At 62.7% G+C, this 4,259-nt stretch carries 6 protein-coding genes; all 6 read left to right on the forward strand.

Annotated features, from left to right (window positions below; translation table 11 throughout):
* Positions 1–656: glycoside hydrolase family 3 N-terminal domain-containing protein (locus EOA24_RS29080; protein WP_133374660.1), on the forward strand; the 656-nt coding region annotated here is incomplete at its 5' end.
* 63 nt (positions 657–719) lie between these two features.
* Positions 720–1,520 carry a ScpA family protein gene (locus EOA24_RS29085; RefSeq protein WP_126083777.1) on the forward strand — a complete coding sequence of 267 codons (801 nt, stop codon included), beginning with the start codon at positions 720–722 and terminating at the stop codon, positions 1,518–1,520.
* Positions 1,517–2,272 carry an SMC-Scp complex subunit ScpB gene (gene scpB, locus EOA24_RS29090; RefSeq protein ID WP_126082287.1) on the forward strand — a complete coding sequence of 252 codons (756 nt, stop codon included), beginning with the start codon at positions 1,517–1,519 and terminating at the stop codon, positions 2,270–2,272. Before EOA24_RS29085 ends, scpB begins: the two co-directional genes overlap by 4 nt.
* A gap of 296 nt (positions 2,273–2,568) precedes the next feature.
* Complete coding sequence (locus EOA24_RS29095; protein ID WP_095815328.1) at positions 2,569–2,787, forward strand: twin-arginine translocase TatA/TatE family subunit; 219 nt, start codon at positions 2,569–2,571, stop codon at positions 2,785–2,787.
* Positions 2,788–2,869: 82 nt separating this feature from the next.
* A complete protein-coding gene (gene tatB, locus EOA24_RS29100) occupies positions 2,870–3,595 on the forward strand; it encodes a Sec-independent protein translocase protein TatB (protein WP_127410341.1) in 726 nt (241 codons plus the stop codon).
* Positions 3,592–4,259: twin-arginine translocase subunit TatC (gene tatC, locus EOA24_RS29105; protein WP_127410342.1), on the forward strand; the 668-nt coding region annotated here is incomplete at its 3' end. The genes tatB and tatC, both read left to right, overlap by 4 nt.

Here is a 4,259-nt window from a genome sequence, read left to right on the forward strand (position 1 = left end):
CCGACTGCCTGCCGGTGCTTGACGTTCCGGTCGAAGGCGCCAGCGACGTCATCGGCGCGCGCGCCTATGGCAAGGAGCCCAATGCCGTGATCGAGCTTGGCCGGGCCTCGGCCGAGGGCTTGATGTCGGGCGGCGTGCTGCCGGTGATGAAGCATATTCCCGGCCATGGCCGCGCCTTTGCCGACACGCATTTCGCGCTGCCGACCGTCGATACGCCGCTCGAGGAGCTCAGGCGGCATGATTTTGCCCCGTTCAAGGCGTTGAACGCGCTGCCGATGGCGATGACGGCGCATGTCGTCTACAGCGCCATCGACCCCGACAATCCTGCGACGACGTCCGCCAAGGTCGTCGATCAGGTGATCCGCGGCGAGATCGGCTTCGACGGGCTGCTGATGAGCGACGACACCTCGATGAAGGCACTTTCTGGGGATTTCCCGACAAAGGCGGCCTCGATCCTTGCGGCCGGCTGCGATCTCGTCCTTCACTGCAACGGCGTTTTCGAGGAGATGTCGGGGATCGCCTCGCGCACGACGGGGCTGTCGGGCAAGTCCTTGCAACGCGCGGAGCGGGCGCTGACCTATATAAAGGATCGCGACGTCGCCGACGAAACGGCGATACGCGCGGAATTTGCCACCTATTTCGAAGCGGTGGCCTGAACCGGAAGGGACGAAAGGCAAGTGGCGGAGACATTGGAAGGCAAGGCCGCGAAGGCCGCACCGATGGACCGTCTGTGGGCCGAGAACGACGATTCACGCCTGACCGGCGACCCATCCCTGGTCGTCGACGTGGCCGGTTTCGAAGGTCCGCTCGATCTTCTCCTGCACCTTGCCCGCAACCAGAAGGTCGATCTGGCACGCATTTCGATCCTGGCTTTGGCCGAGCAGTATCTGGCCTTCATCGAGAAGGTGCGGGCGCTGAGGTTGGAGCTTGCCGCCGACTATCTGGTGATGGCGGCGTGGCTCGCCTTCCTGAAATCGAAGCTCCTGATCCCGAAACAGCCGGGCGAGGAGGGCGAAAGCGGCGAGGAACTGGCGGCGGTGCTGCAATTCCGGCTGAAGCGGCTGGAAGCCATGCGCGACGCCTCGGCGCGGCTGGTCAACCGCAATCGCCTCGGCCGCGACGTCTTCGCGCGCGGCATGCCGGAAATGGTCATCATCGAGAAGCGCAACAGCTTTTCGGCCTCGCTTTACGATCTGCTCACCGCCTACGCGCAGCAGCGCCAGCGGCAGGCCATCAACAATGTGACGATCGCCCGGCGCGCCGTGTGGTCGCTGAAGGATGCGCGCGAGGTGCTGGCGCGGCTGATCGGCGCGGTCGGCGACTGGACGGTGCTCGACAGCTTCCTGATCGAGTATCTGGCGGCGCCGGAAGAGAAGCGCACGGCGATGGCCAGTTCGTTCGCGGCGACCCTCGAAATGGTGCGCGAGGGCAAACTGGAAGTGCGGCAGGACCAGGTGTTCGCGCCGATCTATCTGCGCAGCCGCGCGCAAGGTGCAAAGGCAGTCGAGGTGGTATCATGAGTGAACGCGCAAACGCCTCAGTCATCCCGTTCAGGGTTGAGGATGAGCCGGAAGACGAGATGGCCGAGCAGGGTTCACTCGAAAACCCCGCCGAGCGGCTGCAGCTGTCGGAAGCGGTGCGCATGGCCGAGGCGATCGTTTTCGCCAGCGCCGAGCCGGTCAGCGAAAAGCAGCTTGCCGCGCGCCTGCCTGAAGGCGTCAACATCGCCGCCGCGATGGCCGATCTTCAGCAGATCTATGCCAAGCGCGGCGTCAACCTGGTGCGGGTCGGCGATGCCTGGGCCTTCCGCACCGCAGGCGACCTCGCTTTCCTGATGAGCCGTGACTCTGTCCAGCAGAGAAAGCTGTCGCGCGCGGCGCTCGAAGTGCTGGCGATCATCGCCTATCACCAGCCCGTCACGCGCGCCGAAATCGAAGACATCCGGGGCGTGGAGACCTCCAAGGGCACGCTCGACACGCTGCTCGAAACGGAATGGGTCAGGATGCGCGGCCGCCGCCGCACGCCGGGACGGCCGGTGACCTATGGCACCACCGACGCCTTCCTCGATCATTTCGCGCTGGAGGAGATCCGCGATCTGCCCGGTATGGAAGAGCTGAAGGGCGCCGGCCTGCTCTCGACGCGCATGCCGGCCAATTTCTCGATGCCGGTGCCGCCAGCCGATCCCGACGCGCTCGCCGAGGACGAGGATGAGCTGACCGATATCGACCTCGAGGAGCTCGGGCTGCTGACGCCGCGCGTCACGGAAGAGTGACCTAAAGCGCGTCGCGATCTTTCAGGTTCTTTTCAGGTTCGCTCCACGCGCTTTAGGTTTTTGATTTTACGCATGTCTTTATCCCGAAACCGGTTCCCACTTTCGGGAGACATGCTTTTAGGGAACCGGCACAACTGGTCTAATAGCAAGGCCTGCGCGGATTCGTAGCAAGGCGCTCACGTCGAAAGTGCGTGACATCCGCTAGCCATTTTATCAACTTCATTGCAGTTGTGTTTGAATCCCCGAGCGAAAACGCATAGATCATCGCCGAGGGAAAACATTCGAGAGAGATCGTTATGGGTTCGTTTTCGATTTGGCACTGGATGATCGTGCTGGTCATCGTGCTTCTGGTGTTCGGCCGCGGCAAGATCCCAGAGTTGATGGGCGACATGGCCAAGGGCATCAAGAGCTTCAAGAAGGGCATGGCTGACGACGACGTTGACGACAAGCGTACCGTCGAGCACCGCGCCGACGAGACTGTTTCGCCGGGCAAGGAAAAGGTCAGCAAGAGCTGATCCGATTGTTGGTTTGAGCATGCCGTTGTACCAAAACCGCTTCGCATGTGCGGGCGGCGTGTTCTCGTCGGAATAGATTGTCATGTTCGAAGTCGGTTGGAGCGAACTGCTGGTGATCGCGGTCGTCATGATCGTGGTCGTCGGGCCAAAGGATTTGCCCAACATGCTGCGCACCTTCGGCCGCACCGCGGCGAAACTGCGCGCCATGGCCGGCGACTTCCAGAAGCAGTTCAACGAAGCGCTGAAGGAAGCCGAACTCGATGATGTGAAGAGTTCGATCGACAGTCTCCGCAGCCTCAATCCGATGAACGAGGTGCGTAAGCAGCTCAATCCGTTCGAGCAGGCCGCGGCCGATGTGCGGGCCGGCGTCGACACGATGATGAAGCCCAAACCGGCCGCCGATCCTGCGGCGCCGGCTGCAGACACGCCGCAACCCGCTGAGCCGCTCAAGAACGGCGCGACGGACATGCCCGGCGTCGGCGCAACCGAGCCCGCCCCGGCCGCTCCGACCTTCCCGGCCATGACGAACGCCTCGGTCACCGCCTCGGTTTCGGATGCGCCTGTGGCGGCCAAACCGGCGAAAAAGACTGCGGTGATTAAGGCCAAGACGGCCGACGCTGTGGCGAAAACGGCAGCGGCATCGAAGGCATCGGCTGCAAAGGTGCCGGCCAAATCCTCGGCGCCGGCCAAAGCCGCAACGGCTGCCGCAAAGGCCGCGTCCAAGGCTGAGGCAAAGCCTGCCGCGGCCAGGAAGCCTGCCTCCAAGAAGACGGCTGACACCAAGAAGACGGCGGGAGCCGCCAAGTGAGCGTATCGGACAAGGAGCGGGAAGAAATCGAGAAATCGTCGGCGCCGCTGATCGAGCATCTCATCGAGTTGCGCCGCCGCCTGATCTGGTCGCTGGGCGGCTTCTTCGTCGCCTTCCTCGTCTGCTTCTTTTTCGCTAAGCGCCTGTTCAACCTGTTGGTCATCCCCTTCAAATGGGCAACGCAATGGGCAGGCCTCGACCCGCACAAGGTCGAGCTGATCTATACCGCGCCGCAGGAGTTCTTCTTCACCCAGGTGAAGCTTGCCATGTTCGGCGGCATGGTGATCGCCTTCCCGCTGATCGCCACGCAGATCTACAAGTTCATCGCGCCGGGCCTCTACAAGAATGAGCGCAGCGCTTTCCTGCCGTTCCTGATCGCGTCGCCCATCCTGTTCCTGATGGGCGCCTCGCTGGTCTATTTCTTCTTCACCCCGATGGTGATGTGGTTCTTCCTGGCCATGCAGCAGGTCGGCACCAACGACCAGGTGCAGATTTCGCTGCTGCCCAAGGTTTCGGAATATCTCAGCCTGATCATGACGCTGATCTTCTCCTTCGGCCTGGTGTTCCAGCTGCCGGTGGTGACCAGCCTTTTGACGCGCGTCGGGCTGTTGTCGTCGCAGGCGCTGGCCGAGAAGCGCAAATGGGCGATCGTGCTTTCCTTCGT

Origin of the sequence: Mesorhizobium sp. M2A.F.Ca.ET.039.01.1.1, from assembly GCF_003998035.1 — a bacterium.
In the GTDB taxonomy this organism is placed as follows: Bacteria; Pseudomonadota; Alphaproteobacteria; order Rhizobiales; family Rhizobiaceae; genus Mesorhizobium.